The following is a 4,883-nucleotide window of genomic DNA, read 5'->3' on the forward strand; positions in this document are numbered from 1 at the left end:
TCCCCGCCCTCCTCGCCGCCACGGGCCTGCTGTTCGCCCCACTCGCCGTCCACGCCCAGGCGCCCCAGCCGGCTCCGGAAGCGCCCAGGGGCTCGGAGCCCCCCGTCGTCCAGGTTTCGGATGAGGGCTTCTCGCTGTCGTCCGCGGACAAGGCCTTCGTGCTCAAGCTGCGCGGGCTGCTCCAGGGCGACGGGCGCTTCTTCCTGGACGACCCGGAGCGCACCGGCACCAACACGTTCCTCGTGCGGCGCATGCGCCCCATCCTGGAGGGGACGCTCTTTGGCTTCATCGACTTCCGCTTCATGCCGGACTTCGGCGTGGGGCAGTCCGTCATCCAGGACGCGTACATCGACTTCCGTCCGGGGGAATGGGTGCGCCTGCGCGCGGGCCGGTTCAAGACGCCCTTCGGCCTGGAGCTGCTCCAGTCCGACATGGACAACCCCTTCATCGAGCGCTCGCTCACGGTGGACCTGGTCCCCAACCGCGACGAGGGCCTGGAGCTGCACGGCGAGGGCGACGGCGGCCGGTGGCAGTACTCGCTGGCGGTGGTGAACGGAGACCCCGACGGCGCCAGCACCGACGCCAACACCGACGACAGCTTCGACCTGGCCGCCCGCGTCTTCGCTCAGCCCTTCAAGGGCCGCGAGCCGTCCTTCCTCCAGGGGCTGGGGCTGGGCATCGCGATGACGCGCGGCCTCCAGTTCGGCTCGGCCACCAACACCGGGCTCGCGCCCTGGCGCAGCCCCGGCCAGCTGATCATCTTCAGCTACCTGAGCAACGCGGACACCGGAGAAGTTGTCACCGCGCACGGCCAGCACCTGCGGCTCTCGCCCCAGGGCCACTTCTACCTGGGGCCCTTCGGCATCCTCGCGGAGTACGTGCGGTCGTCACAGGAGGTGCGCAACGGTGACGCGCGCGCGAAGCTGCGCCACCACGCCTGGCAGACGGCGGTGTCGTGGGTGTTTGGCGGAAAGGCCTCGTTCGAGGGCGCCCGGCCGGCGAAGCCCTTCGACCCGAAGACGCTCCAGGGCGGCGCGCTGGAGGTCGCGGCGCGCGTCCACGCGCTGGTCATGGACGATGACGCCTTCCCCCGCTTCGCCAACCCGGCGAGCTCGGTGCGCGCGGCGAGGGGCTTTGGCGTCGCCACCACCTTCGCCCTCAACCGGCGCGTGCGCTTCGCCCTGAACTTCCACCGCACGAACTACGAGGGCGGCGCCCCGGACGGCGGAGACCGGGCCCCGGAGAACGCCCTGCTGTCCCGCTTACAGCTCACGTTCTGAGGTCCCGGCCGCAGGCCGCGAAACCTCCGCTGACGCCAGGTGTCATCCGGCTTCGTCCTGGTGCGTCTTGAAGCGCCCGCGTCAGGTGCACGACGCTCCCGCTGCCGCGACGGATGGCCCTTGCCCGGGGGCCCTCCCCGCGGTCCCCCGCCGAGAGGACGCATGCCCGCGAACGTGTTCCCGCAGCGCCCGACGTCTGTCCGCGCCGCTTCCCTGTCGAAGACGCTCACGCGCGCCGCGCTGCTCGCCGTCCTGAGCCTGGGCACGCCCGTGGCCGCGCAGCAGCCCCAGCCGCCCATCACGGAGGACGTGCCGCCTCCGGTGCAGCCACCCCTGCCCGACAGCCGCGTCTACTTCACCACGCTCAACGTGGTCCGCTACAACCCGCTGGGGCTCGAGTCGCAGAACCGGCTCGTCTACCAGAAGCGCCTCTTCGATAGCCCCTCGCTGCTCCTGCGCGACACGTACGCCAGCGCCGGCGCGAGCCTCAAGCTGAGCCCCGCGTTCTTCAAGCTGGGGCCCACGGTGGAGCTGCAGCCCGTGGCGATGTTCAATCTCCGCGCCGGCTACGAGTACGTCCAGTTCTTCGGCACCTTCGGCAGCGTGCAGTCGTATCCGGACTCCTTCCAGTCGTATGACGACGACCTGCGCAGCAAGACCAACGACGCCGCCTACGGCACCTCCGGGCACCACTTCTTCGTGGAGCCCATGCTCCAGGCGAAGGTGAAGTCCGTGGCGCTGCGCACGAAGCTGGCCATCGAGTACTGGAACGTGTCGCTGCGCGACGGCGGGCCGCGCGGGACGTTCTACGACCCGACGCTGGACACGCTGGTGCCGGGCAAGGGCTGGGTGCTCGCCAACGACACGGACCTGCTGTGGCTGGCCGGACAGTGGACGCTGGGCGCCCGGTTCTCCGCGGTGTGGCCGCGCTACGACGAGGACACCGCCGCGGTGGAGCCGCTGCCCGGACGCACGCTGCCGAACAACGCGCACATGCGCGTGGGCCCGCTCGTGGCGTATTCGTTCGACACGAAGCCGGGCGGCCTCATGAGCAAGCCCACCGTGCTGCTCATCGCGGGCTGGTACCTCAAGCATGAGAACCGGGTGAACGCCATGCCGTACCTGCTGGGCGGCTTCTCCTTCACCACGGAGCTGCTCTCCGGCCGCTAGCAGCGCGGCGCTCGAGGACTGTCCAATCGTCAAACCCAGACTGCCCCCCAAGGCAGTGTTCCTCGCGCCGGGTCGTTCCTAACTCGCACCGTCTGTCTTTGGGGACAGCCGGGGGTGCACATGGGAATGACTCACAGGGCGTGGGGCTGGCGGCTGCTGGGGAGCGTCATGGTGGTGATGGCGCTCGGAGGGTGCGGCCCCGCGGACGTGCCGGAGGACCCGCCGCGGACACAGGAGGCGGCGCTCGCGGGCGGGGACTTCGTCTGGGTGAAGCACCTGGGCTCGCCCCGGCCCGACCAGGCGCACGCGGTGGCCTTCGACCGGGACGGCAACATCCTCGCGCTGTTCCTCTATCAAGGCAGCGTGGACCTGGGCGCGGGCCCCGTCGGCTCCGGCAACCCGGACAGCTTCGGCTTCGCGGTGGCGAAGTACACGACGGCCGGCGCGCTCCTGTGGACGCGCGCCTACGAGGGCGTGCTTCCCCCCGGCGGACAGAACTTCACCAACGCGGTGGCGCTCACGGTGGACCGCGAGCGCAATGTCCTCGTCGCGGGGACCTCGAATGAGTCCATCGACCTGGGCGGAGGACTGCAGCCTCCGGGCGCCTTCCTGCTGAAGCTGCGCAAGACGGGGCAGTTCCTGTGGGCCCGGCACTTCACGGGCAACATCTCACCCCAGGACCTGGTCACCGACTCGCAGGACGGCATCGCCATGACGGGCAATGCCTTCCGCACGGTGGACTTCGGCCTGGGCCCCAATGACTCGTTGGTGACGGACGTGGTGACGGCCTTCCTCACCAGGTTCAACGCCGCCGGCACCGCGCAGTGGACCGTGCGCGAGCAGTTGGTCCTGAGCAGTGGCGGCAGCGTCGCGGTGGATGAAACGGACGCCTTCTACTTCAGCGGCATCCGGTATCCCGACCCCGAGCTCTGGAAGGTCAGTCCCTCCGGCGCGGTGGTGTGGACGCGGCCGCTGGTGGGCGCGTCCGGCGGCGCCCTCGCCGTCGCCGTGCATGGCAACCGCGTGGTGGTGGGAGGCCAGTTCAGCAGCGCCTTCACCTTCCGGGGCCAGACGGTGACGCCTCCGGTCCCTGGCGCGGGCTTCCTCGTCGCGTGGACGCGGGCCGGCGAGGAGCGCTGGGCGCGCAGCTACCCGCAGCCCGTGAGCGCGGTCGCCATGGGCGAGGACGACAGCGTGGTGGTGGGCGGCGCCTCCACGATGCCGGACTCGACCTCCGGCTACACGCTCTTCACCGCCAGGCTGGAGCGCCTTGAGGGCCAGCAGCACTGGCGCCGCACGTATCCGTCGACCGGGCGCCCGTACTTCACGGACGTGGCGGTGAACAAGCAGGGCGAGTTCGTGGGCATCGGCTACTTCTCCGGCACCCTCCACCTGGGAAGGAACCTGGTCTCGCGCGGCTTCGACGACGACTTCCTCTTCAAGGGCGTGACGGGCCCCTGAGCCTCACCCGAAGCCCTGGGCGCCCAGCGGCACGGCGCCCGCGCGGTACGCGTCGAACCACCGCGCGGCCTCCTCCGGCGTGGGCTGCGTCCACCGCCAGGGGCCCTGTCCACCGCCGCCGGGCTCGCAGCGGATCAACGACGCGCGCAGCGCTTCCGCGCTGGCGAACGCCAGGTGTTCGAACAGCAGCGGGTTCTGGCTGGTGACGAAGGACTGCCGCTCCCCCAGGTCCTGCACGCACGCGCGCACCAGGTCCGGATGCAGGCCGTCCGCCAGCTCGTCCGCGATGACGAAGGCCTCGTGCACGTCCAGGTAGTAGAGGAAGGACAGGAGCCGCTTCTGGCCGTGGCCCAGCTGCTCCTGTGTCACCGGCGTGCCGTCCACGCGCGTGAAGGCGAAGCGGAAGCCGCTGAAGCCCAGCCGGCCGCCCTGGGACAGCGGCGTCGTCTCCGTCACGTCCACTGACAGCGTGCCGGACGCGAACCCCGCCAGCGTCACGAAGCGCGCGAGGAAGCCGCGAGGCATCGCGTCGTGGCGAAGGAGCAGCGACGGCGGCACGGGCTCGCGCTCCACCTGTTCGCGCAGCCAGCCCGGCATCCACGTGGGCAGCGCCATGAGCCCCAGCGGGAACAGCTCCTCACCGCGCTGCTCCATCGCGTAGCGGATGGCGCCGATGTGCTCGAACATGCCCAGCGCCTCGTCGAAGCGCGGTGGCGCCAGGAGGAATGTCTCCCGCAGCAGGTCCTTCAGCCGGTCCTTCACGCCGCGCTCCAGGTACTGCGCGGCCATGAAGAGCAGCGTCCACACGGACCGGTCCAGCACCGACCAGCGCATGCGCTTGGAGAAGCCCTCCGCGCCCGCCACCTCGCACGCGAAGCCCGTGGCGCTGGCGCGCATCACGAGCCGCGCGTCCTCCGCCGCGTCCCACCGCACCGTCGCCACGATGGAGGGCATCAGCCCGTGCGCCAGCGC

The 4,883-nt window shown here is 70.9% G+C and carries 4 protein-coding genes; 3 read left to right on the forward strand and 1 reads right to left on the reverse strand.

From position 1 onward, the window contains the following. From D7X55_RS35690 to D7X55_RS35700, 3 genes are all read left to right on the forward strand, one after another. Window positions 1-1,280: OprO/OprP family phosphate-selective porin (locus D7X55_RS35690; protein ID WP_121725377.1), on the forward strand; the 1,280-nt coding region annotated here is incomplete at its 5' end. A 162-nt stretch (window positions 1,281-1,442) separates the two neighbouring features. Continuing rightward, window positions 1,443-2,450: a hypothetical protein gene (locus D7X55_RS35695; RefSeq protein ID WP_120550342.1), complete on the forward strand. Its 1,008-nt coding sequence runs from the start codon at window positions 1,443-1,445 to the stop codon at window positions 2,448-2,450. A 120-nt stretch (window positions 2,451-2,570) separates the two neighbouring features. Next, window positions 2,571-3,911 (forward strand): hypothetical protein, encoded by a 1,341-nt coding sequence (locus tag D7X55_RS35700; protein WP_147470344.1) that lies wholly within the window; start codon window positions 2,571-2,573, stop codon window positions 3,909-3,911. Window positions 3,912-3,914: 3 nt separating this feature from the next. On the opposite strand, the gene D7X55_RS35705 is transcribed toward D7X55_RS35700, so the two are convergent. Continuing rightward, the coding region (locus tag D7X55_RS35705) for an ATP-binding protein (protein WP_147470345.1) at window positions 3,915-4,883 on the reverse strand (969 nt) is incomplete at its 5' end.

It is taken from the genome of Corallococcus sp. AB049A, assembly GCF_003668885.1.
Taxonomy (GTDB): domain Bacteria; phylum Myxococcota; class Myxococcia; order Myxococcales; family Myxococcaceae; genus Corallococcus; species Corallococcus interemptor.